Source organism: Nonomuraea sp. NPDC048826 (genome assembly GCF_043198225.1).
GTDB lineage: Bacteria > Actinomycetota > Actinomycetes > Streptosporangiales > Streptosporangiaceae > Nonomuraea.
Genome location: NZ_JBICUQ010000011.1, coordinates 291917 through 309958 on the forward strand (window position 1 = coordinate 291917; position 18042 = coordinate 309958).

At 69.7% G+C, this 18042-nt stretch carries 20 protein-coding genes, 2 tRNA genes, 1 other RNA gene and 1 pseudogene; 10 read left to right on the forward strand and 14 right to left on the reverse strand.

The features are described from left to right. Positions 1-81 precede the first annotated feature (81 nt). From ACGFI7_RS36160 to upp, 5 genes are all read right to left on the reverse strand, one after another. On the reverse strand, positions 82-1416 hold the full coding sequence (locus ACGFI7_RS36160) for a helix-turn-helix domain-containing protein (protein ID WP_393412757.1): 1335 nt from the start codon (positions 1414-1416) through the stop codon (positions 82-84). Positions 1417-1512: 96 nt separating this feature from the next. Beyond that, a complete protein-coding gene (locus ACGFI7_RS36165; protein WP_393412759.1) occupies positions 1513-2046 on the reverse strand; it encodes a PH domain-containing protein in 534 nt (177 codons plus the stop codon). Then, entirely contained in the window at positions 2043-2201 is a 159-nt protein-coding gene (locus tag ACGFI7_RS36170) for a hypothetical protein (protein WP_364292885.1), read from the reverse strand. The genes ACGFI7_RS36165 and ACGFI7_RS36170 overlap by 4 nt, the downstream gene beginning before the upstream one ends. 97 nt (positions 2202-2298) lie before the next feature. Further along, a complete protein-coding gene (locus ACGFI7_RS36175; protein WP_393412761.1) occupies positions 2299-2523 on the reverse strand; it encodes a hypothetical protein in 225 nt (74 codons plus the stop codon). 128 nt (positions 2524-2651) lie between these two features. Beyond that, positions 2652-3290, reverse strand: coding sequence for a uracil phosphoribosyltransferase (gene upp, locus ACGFI7_RS36180; protein ID WP_393412763.1), 639 nt, complete (start codon positions 3288-3290; stop codon positions 2652-2654). Between the two features lie 153 nt (positions 3291-3443). Between upp and ACGFI7_RS36185 the strand changes: the two genes are divergently transcribed. The 4 genes from ACGFI7_RS36185 (at position 3444) to ACGFI7_RS36200 (ending at position 4994) form a co-directional block, all read left to right on the forward strand. Further along, positions 3444-3953: a tRNA adenosine deaminase-associated protein gene (locus ACGFI7_RS36185; protein WP_393412765.1), complete on the forward strand. Its 510-nt coding sequence runs from the start codon at positions 3444-3446 to the stop codon at positions 3951-3953. A gap of 12 nt (positions 3954-3965) precedes the next feature. Beyond that, on the forward strand, positions 3966-4442 hold the full coding sequence (locus tag ACGFI7_RS36190; protein ID WP_393412767.1) for a tRNA adenosine deaminase-associated protein: 477 nt from the start codon (positions 3966-3968) through the stop codon (positions 4440-4442). Between the two features lie 14 nt (positions 4443-4456). Continuing rightward, entirely contained in the window at positions 4457-4894 is a 438-nt protein-coding gene (gene tadA / locus ACGFI7_RS36195; RefSeq protein WP_393412871.1) for a tRNA adenosine(34) deaminase TadA, read from the forward strand. 10 nt (positions 4895-4904) lie between these two features. Further along, positions 4905-4994 (forward strand) — tRNA-Ser (locus tag ACGFI7_RS36200). Positions 4995-5033: 39 nt separating this feature from the next. Here ACGFI7_RS36200 and ACGFI7_RS36205 read toward each other — a convergent pair. From ACGFI7_RS36205 to ACGFI7_RS36215, 3 genes are all read right to left on the reverse strand, one after another. Continuing rightward, complete coding sequence (locus ACGFI7_RS36205; RefSeq protein WP_393412769.1) at positions 5034-5753, reverse strand: DUF4352 domain-containing protein; 720 nt, start codon at positions 5751-5753, stop codon at positions 5034-5036. Between the two features lie 106 nt (positions 5754-5859). Then, positions 5860-6156: a type II toxin-antitoxin system VapB family antitoxin gene (locus ACGFI7_RS36210; RefSeq protein ID WP_270154174.1), complete on the reverse strand. Its 297-nt coding sequence runs from the start codon at positions 6154-6156 to the stop codon at positions 5860-5862. Positions 6157-6204: 48 nt separating this feature from the next. Then, positions 6205-7035 (reverse strand): neutral zinc metallopeptidase, encoded by an 831-nt coding sequence (locus ACGFI7_RS36215; RefSeq protein WP_393412771.1) that lies wholly within the window; start codon positions 7033-7035, stop codon positions 6205-6207. A 153-nt stretch (positions 7036-7188) separates the two neighbouring features. On the opposite strand from ACGFI7_RS36215, the gene ACGFI7_RS36220 reads away from it, so the two are divergent. From ACGFI7_RS36220 to ACGFI7_RS36230, 3 genes are all read left to right on the forward strand, one after another. Then, positions 7189-7884, forward strand: coding sequence for a DUF4097 family beta strand repeat-containing protein (locus tag ACGFI7_RS36220; protein ID WP_393412773.1), 696 nt, complete (start codon positions 7189-7191; stop codon positions 7882-7884). A gap of 102 nt (positions 7885-7986) precedes the next feature. Beyond that, a complete protein-coding gene (locus ACGFI7_RS36225; RefSeq protein WP_393412775.1) occupies positions 7987-8388 on the forward strand; it encodes a hypothetical protein in 402 nt (133 codons plus the stop codon). Positions 8389-8400: 12 nt separating this feature from the next. Next, positions 8401-9351 carry a hypothetical protein gene (locus ACGFI7_RS36230; RefSeq protein ID WP_393412777.1) on the forward strand — a complete coding sequence of 317 codons (951 nt, stop codon included), beginning with the start codon at positions 8401-8403 and terminating at the stop codon, positions 9349-9351. Between the two features lie 9 nt (positions 9352-9360). On the opposite strand, the gene ACGFI7_RS36235 is transcribed toward ACGFI7_RS36230, so the two are convergent. From ACGFI7_RS36235 to ACGFI7_RS36255, 5 genes are all read right to left on the reverse strand, one after another. Beyond that, positions 9361-9675, reverse strand: a complete 315-nt coding sequence (locus ACGFI7_RS36235; protein ID WP_393412779.1) for a YbaB/EbfC family nucleoid-associated protein — start codon at positions 9673-9675, stop codon at positions 9361-9363. A gap of 62 nt (positions 9676-9737) precedes the next feature. After that, entirely contained in the window at positions 9738-12155 is a 2418-nt protein-coding gene (locus tag ACGFI7_RS36240) for an ATP-binding cassette domain-containing protein (protein WP_393412781.1), read from the reverse strand. Between the two features lie 93 nt (positions 12156-12248). Next, a complete protein-coding gene (locus tag ACGFI7_RS36245; RefSeq protein WP_393412783.1) occupies positions 12249-12659 on the reverse strand; it encodes a VOC family protein in 411 nt (136 codons plus the stop codon). 70 nt (positions 12660-12729) lie between these two features. Further along, positions 12730-13314, reverse strand: a complete 585-nt coding sequence (locus ACGFI7_RS36250) for a DUF6461 domain-containing protein (protein WP_393412785.1) — start codon at positions 13312-13314, stop codon at positions 12730-12732. A gap of 65 nt (positions 13315-13379) precedes the next feature. After that, entirely contained in the window at positions 13380-14294 is a 915-nt protein-coding gene (locus ACGFI7_RS36255; RefSeq protein WP_393412786.1) for a hypothetical protein, read from the reverse strand. A 279-nt stretch (positions 14295-14573) separates the two neighbouring features. Here ACGFI7_RS36255 and ACGFI7_RS36260 point away from each other — a divergent pair, with 279 nt between their 5' ends. Continuing rightward, positions 14574-14840, forward strand: coding sequence for a hypothetical protein (locus ACGFI7_RS36260; RefSeq protein ID WP_393412788.1), 267 nt, complete (start codon positions 14574-14576; stop codon positions 14838-14840). A gap of 276 nt (positions 14841-15116) precedes the next feature. Here ACGFI7_RS36260 and ACGFI7_RS36265 read toward each other — a convergent pair. Beyond that, positions 15117-15201 (reverse strand) — tRNA-Ser (locus ACGFI7_RS36265). An 83-nt stretch (positions 15202-15284) separates the two neighbouring features. Between ACGFI7_RS36265 and ffs the strand changes: the two genes are divergently transcribed. Beyond that, positions 15285-15383: signal recognition particle sRNA small type (gene ffs, locus ACGFI7_RS36270), an RNA gene on the forward strand. A 28-nt stretch (positions 15384-15411) separates the two neighbouring features. Continuing rightward, positions 15412-17340 (forward strand): annotated as a pseudogene (locus tag ACGFI7_RS36275) (DNA polymerase III subunit gamma and tau); the annotation flags it as partial. Positions 17341-18042 lie beyond the last annotated feature (702 nt).

Genomic DNA, 18042 nt, shown 5'->3' on the forward strand with positions numbered 1-18042 from the left:
ACCAATCATCCTATGAGTCAATGACTGGTGAACCCCAGTGTATTCCAGACTCGGGATGCCCGAGTCTGGAACCCCCCAAGATCAGCGGGCGATGGTCGCGTCGACCGGCAGGCCCGCCATCATCGAACGAACCCCGGCTGCTTCCAGGGCCTTACGATACGCGGCGGTCTGCTGCGACCTGTCACCGACCTGGCCATACAGATCGCCCAGCTCACGCCAGCACCTGGCGACGGTCCGGTCGGTGCCGTACGCCTGGTGGCCTGCTCCGTCGAGGACGATGCGGGCGGCGTTGAGGTGGTCGGCCGGGCTCGCCTGGCGGGCCACGGCGAGCGTGGCACGCACCAGATGCGCCTCGGCCGCGGCGGTGCCGCCACCGAGCAGCCCCAGCGCCTCGCCGGTCAGCGTCTCGGCCCGCTCCGGCTGAGCCGCGCGCAGCATGACGCGGGCCAGCACGATGAGGGCCTCGCCGCGCTCGTGCTCGCGGTGGGCCGACGCGAACACGCGCTCGGCCGCCGACGAGAACCGCTCCGCCTCGTCGACGGGAGCCCAGTCGAGCCGGGCCCAGCGCATGGCCGCACGGGCCGCCTGGAGTGCGATCCGCTGGTCGCGACCGGCGTCGATGGCGTCGTCGGCCAGGCGCACGGCCAGCGCGGAGTCCTCTCCCGCGGCGGCCGTGGCGCTCGCCCGCCACAGGGCTCGGACCTCTCCGGAACGGTCCATAATCTCGCCCAAGCCAGCGACGTCGAGGACCCTCTTGACGAAGGCGAGCTCGGCGGAGTCGCCCGTCCGGTCGGAGTGCGCCTCGACCAGCGCGAGTGCCAGGTCGGTGGCGATCTCGCCCTGCTCGATCGACATCCGCTCGGCCTGCTCCAGCGCCTTGGACGCCAGGTCGCGGGCCCGGAGCCGGTCGCCCGCCCGGTGGTAGCAGCGGCTCAGCGCGATGGTGATCGGCAGGTCGGCGAGGCGTTCGGGGTGAGCGGCTGCCTCCCTACGCAGCCGCTCGAAGGCCTCGACGGCCTGCCCGAGCCTCCCCTGAGCCTCCAGTGCGCGAGCCCTGCCGAAGCGGGCCTGCGCCGTCAGCATCGCGTTCTCCTCGTCGGCGACCTTGACGATCTCTGTGTAACGGTCGGCCGCTACGGCGGGGTCGCCGTGCTGCAGTTCGAGCTCGGCATGACGCAGGCCGAGCTCGGTGTCGATACGTTGGCGGGGCTCTATGCCATGCAGGAGGAACTCGGTCGTGCAGCCGAGTCTCTCGGCCAGAAGCCGGGCGACGACAGGAGTCGGCGTGCGCTTGCCCGACTCAATGAGTGAGACATAACTGTCCGACAGGTCGGGTCCGGCCAGCTGGGCCTGCGACATCCGCCTGTTCAGCCGCAATCCTCGGACGCGGTCACCGATGGTTCCCTGACTCGGCATCTCATCTCTCAAGGCGGGGAAGGGTCAACACTCCGCAATGATTGCATGAAGTAGCCGAATGGGGTATACCCGCGTGAAGAATTCTCTACCTGGAGATTAATCGTCGCTGTCGTCCTTGCCAGGGAAAAGCATCGAGCAGACCTCCAGGTACAGGGTCTCCGGGTACGGAATGTACTCCACCGTGGAGAGCGCCTGGTCCTGGCCGGCGGACTCCAGGATGAACTCGCCGTAGCCGAGCATGCGTCCCAGCAGAGATCGCTGGAAGCTCATGTCGGTGACCTTTCCCAGGGGCATCATCGCGACCTTGCGCGTGATCAGACCGGTTGTCAGAAGCATCCTTTTGGACGTGACGACGAAGTAGTCAACAGACCACTCGGCGACCTTCCAGACAAATCGGATCAGCAGCAGCAGCCACAACCACCAGACGACCACGAGGGCGGTGCCGCCTCCGCCCTCGCCGCTGAAGAACCGGCTGAGAAGCCCGGCGACGATCAGGCCGCCGAAGACCTCGGCGACGGGGCGGAGCAGCACGGCGGGGTGGCGCCGCACCATGATGACTTGTTGCTCGTGGGGGAGTAGGTAGCGGTTGACCGACGACGGCGCAGAGTCCCCGTGGGTCACAAGTCTCATGCGAGATTGTTCACGAACTGGGCCAGTGAGTCGGCCGCGGTGAACATGGTGTCGAACGCCCCTCTGACCGCGTCAGCGGCGTCAGCGGGCCGTGCGAACAGGTAGTACGCGACAAAACCGATGCCGCCGTATGTGAGGACCTTTTTGACCTGCACTGTCGCCTCCGTACCGACTTCCCACTCCACCCGCCGTATACACTACCCACCCCCAAGCCGGGGTAAAGGTGACACGACGAGCTAGTTTGGATCTTGCTTAGCCACGGTCGCTGGCCACCAGGGCCAGGACGTGGAGATGCTTGCGGGCGATCCGCTCGACCAGGTTGGGGTGGGCGTAGCCGGTGACCTCCAGCGCGCCGTAGTGGGCCGCCTCGACGCAGCGCGTCACGGTGGCCGAGGAGTGGACGCCGGCGAACTCCTCGCGCAGCGCCGCCTCGACCTCCGCGTACGGGCTCGACTCCGGCTCGGTGTGATCGTTCACGAGCACACCCCGGAGGTCAGACAAACGCTCATGGTGATCCCCCACACCCAGTGTCTTCCTGACTCTTCGTACCCATGCAATCACAGTATGTAACGAAGTGGCCACGTGGGGTGGGGAATTGGCGCAGGTCAGACGACGCCGTAGAGCCGGTCCCCGGCGTCGCCGAGCCCCGGCACGATGTAGCCGCTCTCGTTGAGCCGCTCGTCGAGCGCCGCCGTGACGACCCTGATGGGCTTGCCCGAGTTGGCGAACACCTTGTCCATGTACGCCAGACCCTCGGGGGCGGCCAGCAGGCAGATGGCCGTCACGTCGACCGCGCCCCGGTCGAACAGGAACTTGATCGCCGCCGCGAGCGTGCCGCCGGTGGCGAGCATCGGGTCCACCACGTAGCACTGCCGGCCGGACAGGTCGTCGGGGAGCCGGGTGGCGTACGTCTCCGCCTGCAGCGTCTCCTCGTCGCGGATCATGCCCAGGAACCCGACCTCGGCGGTGGGCAGCAGCCGCGTCATGCCGTCGAGCATGCCCAGGCCGGCCCGCAGGATCGGCACCACCAGCGGGTGCGGCTTGGCCATCCGCAGGCCGCGCGCGGGGGACACGGGGGTCTCGACCGTCACCTCGACGACGCGGACGTCCCGGGTGGCCTCGTATGCCAGCAGCGTCACCAGCTCGTCCGCGAGCCTGCGGAAGGTGGGGGAGTCGGTGCGGACATCGCGCAGCGCGGTGAGCTTGTGCGCCACGAGCGGATGGTCCACGACGAGGGTTTCCATAACGGACAACGCTATCTTGTGTGCTACGTACCAGCACGTCGTGGTCCCGGTTTTGATCACAATTTGGTCGGAGCGGCTCACGGCGGGCAGCCTGTTCTGGAACGATTGGAAAACTGGAGAGGCTCTGGGATCAGGGTCGGGTGGGGGATCGCGATGACAGACGAAGAGGCGCTCGATTTCGCCATCGTGGTCTATCGAGAGGATGACCGCTGGGATGCCGAGCTGCTCCCCGTCGCGCTCACGTCCGACCTGCAGGGGTTGATCAAGGCGCTCCGCCAGCAGCCGAGCGAGAGCGGCACGGTTGGCCTCGTGGCCGTGGGGGATGAGTTCTTCGTGGCGCTGCGGGTCCTGGGTGAGCGGGTCGATGTCTTCCTGTCCGACATCGCCGCCTCGTGGGACTTCCCGCTGGCCACGCAGGTGCTCGACTATCTCGACGTGCCCGTGCCCGACGAGCAGGAGCTCGACGAGATCCTCCAGGACGAGGACACCGCCCTGCCCGCCGGCGACCTGTCGATCTTCGCGGATCTCGGGCTCGACGAGATGGAGCTCGGCATCCTCTCCGGCGACGTCGACCTGCTGCCGGACGAGGTCCTGTCCAGCATCGCGGCGCGGCTCGGGTTCTCGGAGCCGTTCGAGCGCGCCATCGAATCGGTCTTCGACTGACTCTGGAGCGACATGGCGGCCAACACCTTCTCCGCGGCTTTCGTCCAGACTTCTGACGGTTGGAGCGGCGCCGAGGTCGACCTGACCGGCGTCGAGATCGTCGACGACTTCGGCGACGCCGTGACGGAGGCGCTCGGGCTGGCCGGTGACGAGCTGGCGCTGCTCTGCGTCGAGGTCGAGGACGAATGGTTCGCGATCGTGCGCTACCGCGACGAGGAGGAGCCCCGGGTCTTCCTCTCCGACGCCCACGCGATCCTGTCCGACCATCTGGGCGAGCTGTTCGCCGAGTTCGCCGGGGTCGCGCCCGACAAGGAGGGCAACGAGCTGGGCGTGCGCCCGGCCGGCGACTTCGAGCTGCTGAGCGACCTCGGCGTCAGCTCCGAGGAGCTGCTGGAGCTCAGCATGGAAGAGGGAATGCTGCCGGCCGACGTCATCTCGGTGCTGGCCGAGCGGATGGCGTTCGCCGACGAGCTCGACCGCCTGCGGTGACCTGGGCCGCCGCCATGCGGCTGGCGCTCGCCGAGGCGGCCGCCGCGGGCGAGCGCGGGGAGGTGCCCGTCGGCGCGGTGGTGCTGGGCCCGTCCGGCGAGTCGCTCGCCGCCGCGGGCAACGACCGCGAGTCCGCCGCCGACCCCACCGCGCACGCCGAGGTCCTCGCGTTGCGCGAGGCCGCCCGCCGCCGCCGCACCTGGCGGCTCGACGGCTGCACCCTCGTCGTCACGCTCGAACCGTGCACGATGTGCGCGGGCGCCGCCGTCCTGTCCAGGGTCGACCGGATCGTGTACGGGGCCGTCGACGAGAAGGGCGGGGCCGTGGGCTCCCTGTGGGACGTCGTCCGCGACCGCCGGCTCAACCATCGGCCCGAGGTCGTCATGGGGGTGCTCGCCGAGGAGTGCGCGGCCGTACTAAAGAGGTTCTTCGGCACTCGCCGGATCCGGTAAGCTCGTCGACGGTGGTGTCGCCTAGTGGCCGAGGGCGCACGCCTCGAAAGCGTGTGATGGGGCAACTCATCCGTGGGTTCAAATCCCACCACCACCGCCACCCGGAAGGCCCCCGCACCGAGCGGGGGCCTTTCGCCGTTCAGCGCAGCGCCCACTCGCCCTTCTGGTCGGCGAAGCCGCTGTTGAGCCCGAACTGGAACGTCGCGGGTTCGGCCCCGTCGGGCAGCTCGAACACGATCAGCCCCTTGCGCTTGTCTCCGGCGCTCACCGTCACGCTCCCGGCCAGGGACTGCCCTTCCCGCACGTCGTGGTAGGCCGGGCTGTGCTGCTGGTCCTCCGCGTCGATCAGCCGTGCCCCGTTGTACGGCGCGTCCTCGTACGGGCTCTGCGCCTGGTTGGCGAGCGTCACCTGGACGGCGACCAGCCGGTGGCCTGCCTTGGGCTTGATGTACTCGTTCTCCGGTGTCGCGGGCGCGATGAGCTTCTCGACCGTGACGGCCACCTCGGCGCCCTCGAAGCCGGTGAGCGTGAGCGTCTCCCCCAACGCGGCCTTGCCGCCCTGCACGGGCTGCTCGTCGCCCGACGGTTCCGGCGAGGGGTCCTGTGACGGATCCTGCGTGGGCGCCTCGTCCTCGGGGGTCGCGGTGTCCGTCGCCACCGGGGTGCGGCCGGCGTCGGAGGAGGCCAGTGTCAGGAGCACCGCGGCGCACCCGCCCAGCAGCAGCAGCGGCAGTCCGATGGCCAGCACCAGGATCAGCGCCAGGTTGGACTTGCGCGGAGGGGGCGGCGGTGGCGGCCCGTATCCGCCGTACCCATAAGGCGGTTGCTGTCCGGGTGGTGGTCCTGGGGGATATGACACGTGATCTCTCCCGCGTGTGGGGTGAAAGGTGCTGGAGAGACGCGCGAACGGGCCATCCGGTTTGCCGGTAAGAAAAGAAAAAGGCCGCGATTAGCGGCCTTTTTCACTAACTAGGTAGTTCGAGAACTCGCGCATGCAAGATGGACCGCTGATGCAGCGCCGCGCGCAGCGCCCGATGCAGACCGTCTTCCAGATACAGCTCGCCCTGCCACTGCACCACATGCGGAAAGAGATCACCGTAGAACGTCGAATCGGCGGCGAGGAGCGAGTGCAGGTCCAGCATGGCCTTGGTGGTGATCAACGAGTCGAGCCGGACCTGCCGCGGCGGTATCTGGGCCCAATCGCGGTTGGACAATCCATGTTCGGGATAGGGCCGTCCGTCGCCGACCATCTTGAAGATCACCCCACCGATTTTAGGAGAGATTCCGCACGCTTGCGCTCTCCGCGCTGCTCATCCCAGCTCGGAGCCCTCGCAACGGCCCGGATTCCCGGTGTCGTAGCCGAGCTGGAACGCGGCCATGCGCTGCTTCGAGCTGCCGTGCGTGAACGACTCGGGATCCACCCGGCCGCCGCTGCGCTGCTGGATCCGGTCGTCGCCGACCGCGGCCGCCGCGTCGAGCGCCTCGGCGATGTCGGTCTGGGTGAACTCCTTCTCGTAGAAGCCGCCTTCGTACGCCTTCTTCGCCCACACCCCGGCGAAGCAGTCGGCCTGCAGCTCCACCGCCACCGAGCTGCCGGACTCCAGGGCGCCGAGCAGGTTCTGCACGTGGTGACCGTACTCGTGGGCGATCACGTACGCCTGCGCGAACGGGCCGCCCTTGGCCCCGAAGCGCGACTGCAGGTCGTCGAAGAAGGTCAGGTCCAGGTAGACCCGCTGGTCGCCGGGGCAGTAGAACGGGCCGACGGAGGAGTCGGCCGCGCCGCAGGCGGTGCGCACACCGCCGGAGTAGAGCACGGTCTTGGCCGCGCGGTACTCGGCCAGCTCGGTCTTCCAGTAGTCCTGGATGCTGTTGACCACGCCGACGACCTGGCACTTCTCGCTCTGGTCGGCGTCCTTGCCGGTGCGGCACTCCTGGGCCAGGTTGGCCGGCGGCTGCTGCTGCCCGGGCTCGGTCCCCCCGCCGATGTTGTTGAGCACGAAGACCAGGACGAGCGCGATCAGGCTGACGATCCCGCCGCCCCCGACGACCATGCCACCGGGAAACCTGCCGCCGCCGCCTCCACCGCCGCCGCGATCCTCCACCTGTGAGGCGTCGAGGTTGACATTGTCCTTGAAGTCCATCGCCGGAGGTCCTTCCCTGGAGGGTGCTCTACTGCTTCCCCCTGGACAAGGCATGATTCCTCGACCGCCCCTGACGGTCCCGGCATGATTCTCAGGGCAGGTCTCAGGGACTCACCTGAGGACGGCCGGGCCCCGGGTCACGACAATCGGGACATGAACCTGAGACGAGCGGGAGTGATCGCGGGTCTGCTGGGGCTGGCGGCGATGACGACGGCGTGCGGGATCGGCGGCCCCAGGAACGCGGACACGGCCTCCTACGAGGTCACCGACACGGTGAACGCACTCCAGGTCGAGGCGGACTCCGGCGCGATCGAGGTGATCGAGTCGGACCGTGAGGGCGTGCACGTCACCGAGGCCCTCACCTGGAGCAGCGACCGGCAGCCCGAGACCAGCCACGAGGTCAAGGACGGCACCCTGGTGCTCGCCTTCGCCTGCCCGACCGGACTGGGCGCGTTCCACTGCGAGGTCGGCTACAAGGTCGAGGTGCCCCGAGGGGTGCGGGTCAAGGCCGGGACCGACTCCGGCGCGGTGACGCTGCGCGGCCTGTCGGGCGAGGTGGACGCGACCTCCGACTCCGGCCGGATCGAGGCCACCGAGCTGACCGGCAAGAAGGTCGTCGCCCAGACCGACTCGGGCGGCATCACCCTGTCCTTCAAGGCGCCGCCGGACACCGTCGAGACGCAGTCCGACTCCGGGTCGAGCGTCGTGCGCGTGCCCGGGGGCCCGTACGCCATCACCGCCACGACCGACTCGGGCGGCAAGCGGATCGACGCCGCCCACGACGCGGGCGCGCCGCGCACGATCAGCGTGCGCAGCGACTCGGGCGCGCTGGAGGTGCTTCCTGCCTGAGCCGCGGCCCCAGTATGTGCGCAACCGCAACTGCTCAGTCATCTCCGGGTAACACAAGGGGTGAAGGCTGGCCGCGATCACCCGTCTGGGGAGGCGACCGCCATGGACATCGACCACTCGAGCATGGAGAGCAGCGGCCAGGCAATATACGCCGAGGGCGGTGACATCGGCCGCAAGATCGGCCGGCTCCGCACGGAGCTGGAGCCGCTCATCCCGTACTTCGGCAACCCGGAGAGCGACGAGGCCGCAAGGATCTTCCGCAAGGGCGCCGACGGCCACCCCGGCTTCGACAGCGCCTACGCAGACCTGGGCACGGCCATCGACAACATCGTCCAGGCCTACCGGAGCATCGGGTCCGCCGTCGTGGCCATGAGCAAGAACGTCAAGGCGGCCGACTGGGCGAGCATGGTCGACCAGAACGCGTCCGTGCGTGACGTGGTCGCCTACGGCAAGCGCGAGGACGACGAGATCAGCGTGCCCACCACCCCCGTCGAGCGAGCCTGAGAGGGGACGCGCATGGCCGTCGGTCTCGCCACCAAGGTGGCCCTGGGCGGCATGGCCGGGGCCGGCCTCGCCGGGGCGCTGGCGCCCGAGGTGCTGTTCGGCATCTCCTATCTCGAAGGCGACCCGGCGATGATCCGCCGGGCGGCAGACGTCCTGGACGACATGGCCGACGCCGTCGACGAGCACTTCCGTGAGGCGAACGAGGCCGCCAAGACCGTCTGGGAGAAGAGCGCGGACCCGGCGGTCGACGAGTTCAAGAAGTTCTGGGAGAACGAGTACGGTCCCGCGATGCTCGCGATCTCCCTCAAACACCGCAACGCGGCCAACGCCTGCCGGGCGTACGCCGACATGATCGAGAAGGTCAACCACGCGCTGCGCGTGCTGTGCTGGATCCTGACCGTCGACATGATGTACACCATCGGCTATCAGGTGTTCACCTGGAAGCTCTTCCAGGCCATCATGAAGCGGCAGGCGATCCTGCTCAAGCTGAGCGCCCACCGGTTCGTCACCATGCTGCTGCCCATGTTCGCCTACTGGGTGGCCGACAGCGTCGCGTACGCGACGGGCGAGGTGGTGCTGCCCCTGGCGCTCAACCAGGTGGGCGGCATCAAGACCGATCTGTCCGGCAACGACGTCAGGTCGGCCGGCTACAACCTCACGGCCTTCCGCGAGCACTTCGTCGCGAACATGGCCTTCAACGGGGTCATCGACGGCTCGATGGCGCTGATGGCGAAGGTGCCAGGGCTGCGGGCCGTCACCACCAACGTCCGCCTGCCGAACGGCAAGGAGCTGAACACGGGCAACTTCCTGCCCCGGCTGGCCGCCTCGACGACGTACTCCATGACCCTGGACGCCCAGCACGGCGACAACCCCCTGCCCGGCACCGAGCACGGGCTGACCGAGCAGGAGATGTACCAGAAGTTCATCGTGCACGGCACGCGCAGCCTGATCCCGCGGCTCTAGCCCGCCGGCTCACTCGCCGAGGTACGGGCGCGTCACCTCCATGAGGCGGCGCGCCGCGTCCTCCGCCGCGCGCCGCGACAGGTCCATGATCGTGTCGGCCAGCTCCCGCGAGCCCATCCGCATGGCCCGCGGGTCGATGTGCAGCGCGGTGAGCTGGCCGGACGCCGAGACCCGTACCTGGATCCTGTCGTCCTGGGTCGCCGCCCGGCCGACCACCTCGCCGACCTGGCCCATGACGTCGGAGAACTCCTGGGAATTGGCCCGGAACTCCGTCATGAGGCGGTCGAGTTCGGGGTCGCCGGTGGGCTGCTCGCGTTCGGGCATGAGGCATTGTCCTGCCCCGGGATGTCCGGCGTGCTACGAACGTGAAACCGGCGACCTCCTGATCACGCGCCGACGTAGTCCGCGAGGTGCTCGCCGGTGAGCGTGGAGCGGGCGGCGACGAGGTCGGCGGGCGTGCCCTCGAAGACGATCCGGCCGCCGTCGTGACCGGCGCCGGGGCCGAGGTCGACGATCCAGTCGGCGTGCGCCATGACCGCCTGGTGGTGCTCGATGACGATGACCGACCGGCCCCCGTCGACCAGCCGGTCGAGCAGGCCGAGCAGCTGCTCGACGTCGGCGAGGTGGAGGCCGGTGGTCGGCTCGTCCAGGACGTACACAGGACCGGGGCGCGCGGCCCGCGAGCCCGAGCGCGGCGGCGTCTCGGCCAGGTGGGTGGCCAGCTTGAGCCGCTGCCGCTCACCGCCGGACAGCGTGGTGAGCGGCTGGCCCAGGCTGAGGTAGCCGAGCCCGACGTCGGCGAGCCGGTCGAGGATGGCGTGCGCGGCGGGCGTGCGGGCCTCGCCCGCACCGAAGAACTCCCTGGCCTCGGTCACCGGCATCGCGAGCACCTCGCTGATGTCGCGCCCGCCGAAGCGGTAGTCGAGCACCGCGGCCTGGAACCGCTTCCCCTCGCAGTCTTCGCAGGTGGTGGACACGCCGGCCATTATCCCCAGGTCGGTGTAGACGACCCCGGCGCCGTTGCAGGTGGGGCAGGCGCCCTCGGAGTTGGCGCTGAACAACGCCGGCTTCACGCCGTTGGCCTTGGCGAACGCCTTGCGGATCGGGTCGAGCAGGCCGGTGTACGTGGCCGGGTTGCTCCGGCGTGAGCCCTTGATCGGGCTCTGGTCGACGTAGACCACTCCCGCGTCGGCGGGGATCGAGCCGTGGATCAGCGAGCTCTTGCCGGAGCCGGCCACGCCGGTGATCACGCAGAGCACCCCGAGCGGGAGGTCGACGTCCACGTCGCGAAGGTTGTGGCGGTTGGCGCCGCGGATCTCCAGCGCCCCGGTGGGGGTGCGCACCGCCGGCTTGAGCGACGCCCGGTCGTCGAGGTGGCGCCCGGTGACCGTGCCGCCGGCCCGCAGGCCCTCGACGGTCCCCTCGAAGCAGATGGCGCCGCCCGCCGTGCCGGCGCCGGGGCCGAGGTCCACGACGTGGTCGGCGATCGCGATCGTCTCCGGCTTGTGCTCGACGACCAGCACCGTGTTGCCCTTGTCGCGCAGCCGCCGCAGCAGGTCGTTCATCCGCTGGATGTCGTGCGGGTGCAGGCCGATGGTCGGCTCGTCGAAGACGTACGTCACGTCGGTGAGCGCGGAGCCGAGATGGCGGATCATCTTCGTGCGCTGGGCCTCGCCGCCCGACAGCGTGCCCGCCGGCCGCTCCAGCGAGAGGTAGCCCAGCCCGATCTCCACGAACGAGTCGAGCGTGTGCAGCAGCTTGCCGAGCAGCGGCGCCACCGACGGCTCGTCGAGGCTCCGCACCCAGTCGGCCAGGTCGGTGATCTGCATCGCGCAGGCGTCGGCGATGTTGACGCCGCCGATCTTCGAGGATCTGGCCTCCTCGCTGAGCCGGGTGCCGTCGCACTCGGGACAGGTGGTGAACGTGACCGCCCGGTCCACGAACGCCCGGATGTGCGGCTGCATCCCCTCCCTGTCCTTGGAGAGGAACGACTTCTGGATCTTCGGGATCAGGCCCTCGTACGTGAGATTGACGCCGTCGACCTTGACCTTGACCGGCTCCTTGTAGAGGAAGTCCTGGAGCTCCTTCTTGGTGTACTCGCGGATCGGCTTGTCCGGGTCGACGAAGCCCGACTCGGCGTAGACGCGCACCGTCCAGAAGCTGTCGGACTTCCAGCCGGGGATGGTGAACGCGCCCTCGCTGATCGACTTGGAGTCGTCGTAGAGCTGGCTGAGGTCGATGTCGGAAACCGTGCCCCGGCCCTCGCAGCGCGGGCACATGCCGCCGATGCGGGTGAAGGTCGCCCGTTCGGTCTTCCGCGCGCCGCGCTCGACCGTGATCGCGCCGCTCGCCCGTACGGTCGGGACGTTGAAGGAGAAGGCCTGCGGCGAGCCGATGTGCGGCTCGCCGAGCCGGCTGAACAGGATGCGCAGCATCGCGTTGGCGTCGGTGACGGTGCCGACGGTGGAGCGGGGGTCGGCGCCCATCCGCTGCTGGTCGACGATGATCGCGGTCGTCAGCCCGTCGAGCACGTCGACGTCCGGGCGGGCCAGGCTCGGCATGAAGCCCTGGACGAAAGCGCTGTAGGTCTCGTTGATCAGCCGCTGGGACTCGGCGGCGATGGTGCTGAACACCAGCGAGCTCTTGCCCGAGCCGGAGACGCCGGTGAACACCGTCAGCCGGCGCTTCGGGATCTCGACGCTGACGTCCTTGAGGTTGTTCACCCGCGCGCCGTGCACGCGGATCAGGTCGTGACTGTCGGCGGCGTGCGACTCGGGCGACCGCGTTTCCGTTCTCGTGCTCATGCCTATCGCTTCTCCATCTGTTCCGCTCGGTCGCTCGGGTGGCATCGTCGGCTTCGAGCGGTCTTGTTCTGTTCGGGGGGTCTGACTACCCTTTCAGCCCGCTTCCTGGATGCGGATCATGTTGCCCGCGGGGTCGCGGACGGCGCAGTCACGCACCCCGTACGGCTGCTCGGCCGGCTCCTGGATGACCTCCACGGAGTTGGCCCGCAGCCGCTCGAAGAGACCGTCGAGGTCGGTGGTGGCCAGGACGACCCCGGCGTACGTGCCCTTGGCCATCATCTCCGAGATGGTACGACGCTCGTCCTCGGTGAGCCCCGGGTCACCGCTGGGCGGCTGCAGGACGATGGACGTGTCAGGCTGGCCGGCGGGGCCGACCGTGATCCAGCGCATCCCGTCGTAGCCGACGTCGTTGCGCACCTCGAAGCCCAGGACGTCGCGGTAGAAGGCCAGCGAGGCGTCGGGGTCGTCGTGGGGAAGGAAACTCGCGTGAATGGTGATGTCCATGTCCCTCACGCTAAGCGCGGCACGGTGAACGGTGCTTCTCGATTCCTGATCGGGTTGACAACCGTGCCGGTCAACATTCAAGGGTCTCGGCGCCGAGGAACGTAGCGTCCGTGGGGAAGGTGAGACCGGTGATGCTGCTCGCCAGCGCGAATGAGGCCTCGATCCGATGCTCGATGCCCGGGCCGTCGAGGTCGTGGCCGGGATCCAGCCCGACCTCGCGCATCTTCGCGACGAACCGGTCCGGATCACTGCCTGCCCGGTGGTTCGGGCACATCGGATCGAATGAGACGACCGGCACGCCGTCGACGATGTAGGCGAAGGTGTCCTGGGCGTAGTCGTGACGGCAGACCGACACGACCTCGGTTCCACGTGAAACCCTGCCGTAGATCGAGGCGTCGACGGCGAGCTGCCATCCGCCCGGCTCGACCACCACGGTCCAGTCGCCGACCCTGGCCGCGCCGATGAACCCGGCCGCGTCCTCCCTCATCGTGTCCGCCGAGCGCTCGTCCAACTCGTCGAACGTCACCTCTTCCATGGTGTCCTCGTCCACTCCGAACCGGCGCAGGACCTCCTCGGGTGAGACGTCGCGGACGAAGGACACACAGAAGATCTCGCCCAACGTGTCGTATCCGGGAAAGCCGGGGGTCTCCGCCATGGTGCGCTCCTCGGGTCGGGGGGTGAGCGGCATCATGGCAGCCCCCACCGACAGACCGCGGGGTCTCAGGCAGGCGGCGCCAGCCGGCCCACCCGATCGAGAAGCGCATCGTCCGCGTCACCCACGAGCACGCCGTTGCTCACCGAAGGCCGGCAACGGGGAAGGATCCGCACCCAGGCCGGCGGTCCCTCCGCATAACCGAAGTGCAGAAGGAGCATCTCCCGTCGTCTGCCGTCGACTTCCGTGCACGTGTTCCCGCCCGGTCCGGCGTCCAGCGCGTTCAGCTCCGCCGCCAGCGCACGCGCCTGCTGCTCCCCATGCTCCAGCCCGCGAGACGGGCGGGGCGTGGAGCTTCCCCTTTGTTCTTGCCGGCAGACCAGCACCTTGATCGCGCCGTCGGGCGCCATCTGCTCACCCTGTCCCCGCCGTCCCGTCGCGGGGTCACAAGGATTCCTGGGCGGGGGGAGCGTCCAGGTCCCGGTGCGGTAGGCGGCGGTGATGCCGGGCCCGATGGAGGAAGCGCTGACGACTGTGCCGTTGGTGGTCGTGACGCAGGAGTTGACCTCTTCGGCACTGCCCACCCACAGCGTCCGGCCATCGGGGTAGGTGAACCGGATGAGGTAGTTGGTCATCGGTCCGCCCACCAACGTGCACGTGTTCTCGACACGATCAGTGGTGACCGGGAGATACCCCAGGTCGCGGGCCATCGACGCGGCCTGGTCGGTCAAGATTCGTGATCCGGCCAGGGGTTCCCCGCCCGGCTTCGCGTTCTGCCCGGGGTAGGCGCAGATCAACGCGCTCGCCGGTCTCCCGGGCACGAGAGAGTCCTCGGCCCCGTCGACGTCGGCGGCTTCCGGGACCCAGCGGCCGATCTCGTCACTGTCCCATCGCTGCGGACACGGGGCCGGCGCCGGCGGCGCGGGCTCGCGGACCGTGTCCCGGACCAGGACGACGCCGGCGGGAAGCAGGACCGCCGCCACGACGACGCTGATCCAATGGAGGGGCCTCACGCGTCTATGACGTGGTGGGTCCGCCACCGGTTCACCGAACGCGATCTCTGCCCCTTCGACGATGGGGATCAGCTCGGGACCCCGAGGGGTTGCCCCTATACACGCCTTCCAAGTCTGTTGACCTTCGTTCACCGCCGGTCATCAGGGTCTCCAGCTGCGGCAGCGGCTCTCGGCGAACGCCTCCGTACGGGATGAACTGAGACGGAATCGAGCCTGCCTGGCGCAAGATCTGCTGTAACACTCTTTTCTGTGACCAGAGACCGGCCCGGCCGTATCAGCCCCGGCGATATCTACGAGGACTGCGCTTTCCACCCCGTACTCTGCACCTTCAACGATGACGATCAGATCGCGGGGATATCCCTGATCGACGCCTCCATGCCGCGCGCCTGCTCCGTCGGCTTCTGCGGAGTGATCAAACTTTCCATCGATGACGTCATCGCCGCGCGCGCCGACTGGCCTGCCTACCTCGCTCGACGCAAGGCCGAGTTCGAGCAGGAATCCGGCTCAGAAGCCTGACGAAGCCGCCTGGCGCTGCAGCAGACCACCGGTCGCCCCGTCAGCCCCTTCTGGCCCTTGGAGTTCCGAGCGAACCGTGATGGCTGGTCCAGCGGCGGCGTGGCTCGCCGGTGCCGGCAGGTGACTGACAGCATCCTGAACACGGTGGCCAGGCAGGTCGGCGGCCTGCTCCGGGAGGCAGGCGAGGAGGGTCACGAGCTTCCAACTGAGACAGGAAACGACGAAGGGGCCGACTGGGTAGGGTCGGCCCCTTCGCGTAACTGCCTCAACCAGGCGCGGAGGATGGGGGATTTGAACCCCCGAAGGGTTGCCCCTTACACGCTTTCCAAGCGTGCGCCCTCGGCCACTAGGCGAATCCTCCGCCGACGAGCTTACCGGACTCCTCGGGGTCCCGGGACCACCATTTTGGTGGCAGCGAGCACTGCCGGGTGTGGATAGACTGTCCCCGGACCCCTCGCGCGGCGTCATCCTGTGAACCTCCCCAGGGCCGGAAGGCAGCAAGGATAAGCGGGCTCTGGCGGGTGTGCGAGGGGTTCCTTCGTTGGGAGCCCCTCGCAGGCGGGATGGTCGTATGAGCCTTGCGCTGTACCGCAAGTACCGACCCGGCACCTTCGCGGAGGTCAAGGGTCAGGAACACGTCACGGACCCGCTGCGGCAGGCGCTGCGCACCGGCCGCATCAACCACGCCTACCTGTTCAGCGGCCCGCGCGGATGCGGCAAGACCTCCAGCGCGCGCATCCTGGCCAGGTCACTCAACTGCGAGAAGGGCCCGACCCCCGACCCGTGCGGCGTGTGCGAGTCGTGTGTGGCGCTCGCTCCCACCGGTCCCGGCCACCTCGACGTCATCGAGATCGACGCGGCCTCGCACGGCGGCGTCGACGACGCGCGCGACCTGCGCGAACGCGCGTTCTTCGCCCCCGTGTCGGCGCGCTACAAGATCTACATCATCGACGAGGCGCACATGGTGACCCGCGAGGGTTTCAACGCGCTGCTGAAGCTCGTCGAGGAGCCGCCGCCTCACCTGAAGTTCATCTTCGCGACGACCGAGCCGGAAAAGGTCATCGGCACCATCAAGTCGCGTACGCACCACTACCCGTTCCGGCTGATCCCTCCGGCGACGCTGCGCGCCCTGCTGGAGGAGATCCTCGTCGCCGAGGACGTCCCCTACGAGCCGGCCGCGCTGCCGCTGGTCGTGCGCGCCGGAGCCGGCTCGGCCCGCGACTCGCAGTCCATCCTCGACCAGCTCCTCGCCGGCGCGGGCGACGACGGCATCACCTACGCCCGCGCCGTCTCCCTGCTCGGCTACACCGACGCCGACCTCCTGGACGAGGTGGTCAACGCGTTCGCCGCCCGCGACGGCGCCCTGGTCTTCCAGGCAGTCAACCGGGTCATCGAAGGCGGCCACGACCCGCGCCGGTTCGCCTCCGACCTGCTCGAACGCTTCCGTGACCTGGTCATCCTGGCCAACGTCCCCGAGGCGGCCACCAACGGCCTGCTCGACCGTCCTGCCGACGAGCTGGAACGGCTCGTCCAGCAGGCGTCCTCGATGGGGCCCGCCGAGCTGACCCGCGCGGCCGAGATCTTCAACGCCGGGCTGACGGAGATGCGCGGCGCCACCTCGCCGCGCCTGCTCCTGGAGCTGATGTGCGCGCGGGTCCTCCTCCCGGCCGCGGAGCAGGGCGAGGCCGCGCTGCTGGCCCGCCTGGAGCGCCTCGAACGCGGCAGCGCCGTCGCGGGCATGGCCGCCCGCGCGGTCCCGGCCGCTCACGCTCCTGCGGGTACGGGGAATGCGCCCGGAAGCTCCGGTACGGGACACGCGGGTGGTGGCGTTGCCCCGGCTCCCGGCTACCCGGAGAGCGTGGCCTCGGCGGGGGGCGGGGCAGGCTCCGCGCCCGGCACGGTGGTCACCCCCAGCGGGCAGGCGTTGGACGCCGCGGTGGCGGGTGGTCAGGCGCAGGACCGGTCCCAGCAGGGGCGAGCCGGACAGGCCGCCGGTGAGGGGGCGGGGCGACGGGCCGACGACGACTGGCCCGAGCCGGTCCGGCCGGGCAGCGGCGGTCCGGGCGCGCAGTCCGCGGGTGCTCCCGGACAGCCCCAGAGCGGGTCTTCTTCCGCGCCTGGCCAAGTAGAGGGCGGGTCCTCGCAGGCCGCGTCCGGTGGTCCGGCTCATGGCGGGCCGTCGCATTCCGGGTCGGGTCAGGTTCATGGCGGGCCGTCGCAGGCGGCGTCCGGTGGCCATGGCGGGCAGCCGGGTGGCGGGTCGGCCACGGCGGGGCTGCAGCAGCAGTGGCCCGCGGTGCTGGCCGCGCTCAAGCAACGCAGCATCGTCGTGTGGGCGAACGTCAGCACCAACGCCCAGGTGGTCGGCGTCGAGGGCAACCTGGTGACGCTCGGGTTCACCCAGATCGGCGCGATGAAGAACTTCACCGGCGGCGGCAAGGACGCCGTCGTGGCCACGGCCCTCGCCGACGTGCTGGGGGGCACGTGGCGGGTCGAGGCCGTGGTCGGCAACGGGCCGCCGCCGTCTCGCGGTGGTCATCCGGGCGCTCCCGCCGGGCCGTACGGGGGTTCCCAGGGTCCTGCGGGCGGGCAGCAGAGTGGTGAGGCACGCCAAGGGGGTGGTGCCGGGCCGTCCGCTGACGACGGCCCCGGACCGCATGGCGGCTCCGGGGGCGACGGTGCTTCCATCGGGCGGCTCGGGGGTTCGGCCGGGGTCGGCGGGGCTGTGACCGCTGTCGGCGCACAGCCGGTCGGGGCTCAGGGCGCGATGGCCGGTGGCGCTGCCGCCCAGGGTGGGATGACCGGTGGCGTCATGGCTCCCCAGGGCGGGGCGGTCGATGGCGGCGGTCCGGCTGGGGCCGCAGGCGGCGGTTCTGCCGGGGTGGCCGGCGGCGGTCCTGCTGGGCCGGCCGGTGGTGACGGTCCCGCCGGAACTGCCGGTGGTGCCTTGCCCGGCCGGGGCGGGGCCGCTGGTGGCGTCGGGACGGCTGGTGCTCAGGGCGGTGTCGGGTCGGTTGGCGCTCAGGGCGGTCTGGGGTCGGCTCATGCTCAGGGCGGGGCCGCGGGCGGTGCACCAGGTGGGCTCGCTGGGACGGGAGGCGTTCAGGCGGGCGGTGGGTCGCAGCGGCCTACGACGGATGAGTCCTGGCCGTCGGCACCTGACGATCCCGGGCTCGGTTCCCCGCCCACGCCGGATCCCTCG

Bases quoted from the DNA above. Each gene is read 5' to 3' on its own strand.
- ACGFI7_RS36160 (WP_393412757.1), bottom strand. From the start codon at position 1,416: ATGCCGAGTCAGGGAACCATCGGTGACCGCGTCCGAGGATTGCGGCTG.
- ACGFI7_RS36165 (WP_393412759.1), bottom strand. From the start codon at position 2,046: ATGAGACTTGTGACCCACGGGGACTCTGCGCCGTCGTCGGTCAACCGC.
- upp (WP_393412763.1), bottom strand. From the start codon at position 3,290: ATGGAAACCCTCGTCGTGGACCATCCGCTCGTGGCGCACAAGCTCACC.
- ACGFI7_RS36185 (WP_393412765.1), top strand. From the start codon at position 3,444: ATGACAGACGAAGAGGCGCTCGATTTCGCCATCGTGGTCTATCGAGAG.
- ACGFI7_RS36190 (WP_393412767.1), top strand. From the start codon at position 3,966: ATGGCGGCCAACACCTTCTCCGCGGCTTTCGTCCAGACTTCTGACGGT.
- tadA (WP_393412871.1), top strand. From the start codon at position 4,457: ATGCGGCTGGCGCTCGCCGAGGCGGCCGCCGCGGGCGAGCGCGGGGAG.
- ACGFI7_RS36215 (WP_393412771.1), bottom strand. From the start codon at position 7,035: ATGGACTTCAAGGACAATGTCAACCTCGACGCCTCACAGGTGGAGGAT.
- ACGFI7_RS36220 (WP_393412773.1), top strand. From the start codon at position 7,189: ATGAACCTGAGACGAGCGGGAGTGATCGCGGGTCTGCTGGGGCTGGCG.
- ACGFI7_RS36225 (WP_393412775.1), top strand. From the start codon at position 7,987: ATGGACATCGACCACTCGAGCATGGAGAGCAGCGGCCAGGCAATATAC.
- ACGFI7_RS36230 (WP_393412777.1), top strand. From the start codon at position 8,401: ATGGCCGTCGGTCTCGCCACCAAGGTGGCCCTGGGCGGCATGGCCGGG.
- ACGFI7_RS36235 (WP_393412779.1), bottom strand. From the start codon at position 9,675: ATGCCCGAACGCGAGCAGCCCACCGGCGACCCCGAACTCGACCGCCTC.
- ACGFI7_RS36240 (WP_393412781.1), bottom strand. From the start codon at position 12,155: ATGAGCACGAGAACGGAAACGCGGTCGCCCGAGTCGCACGCCGCCGAC.
- ACGFI7_RS36245 (WP_393412783.1), bottom strand. From the start codon at position 12,659: ATGGACATCACCATTCACGCGAGTTTCCTTCCCCACGACGACCCCGAC.
- ACGFI7_RS36250 (WP_393412785.1), bottom strand. From the start codon at position 13,314: ATGGCGGAGACCCCCGGCTTTCCCGGATACGACACGTTGGGCGAGATC.